Here is a 445-nt window from a genome sequence, read left to right on the forward strand (position 1 = left end):
CTTTCGCCATAGCTACGACAAGCTAAGAACAGCGTGCACCAAGTGTACGGCGCTTTCAATCTGTTAGAGTTGATTCAACAAACCATGAGAACTCCTATGAAAATCCTGCAACGAAAAATAGCAGGTGATTGATGATAATTATTGGGGTGAGCTTCAGCTCACCCGAATGTAGGCCATCGAATCACCAGACAGCAGTGATCTCCGACCGGTTCGTTATCCGATAGGCTGGGGACTCGTGAATGCGGTAGCGGTTGCTGTGCGGACGGAAGGCGAACCCGTGCCTGAGCGATCCGATAGATCGCTCAGGCACTCACCCCCGGTGGATCGTATGGTTCCTTCCGCGTGAGCATATGGAAAATCGAGACCAACATCTTCCGAGCCGTTGCGACGATTGCGATCTGGTGGTTCTTCCGCTGTTCCAGCCGTGTGTAGAAGTTCCCGAGGT

Annotated in this window: 1 pseudogene; it reads right to left on the bottom strand. The window is 52.4% G+C overall.

The annotated features are described in order from the left end of the window. Positions 1–302: 302 nt before the first annotated feature. Positions 303–445: pseudogene (locus DEQ92_RS24335) on the bottom strand (IS110 family transposase); the annotation flags it as partial.

This window comes from Haloferax sp. Atlit-6N (genome assembly GCF_003383195.1).
GTDB classification, from domain to species: Archaea; Halobacteriota; Halobacteria; order Halobacteriales; family Haloferacaceae; genus Haloferax; species Haloferax gibbonsii.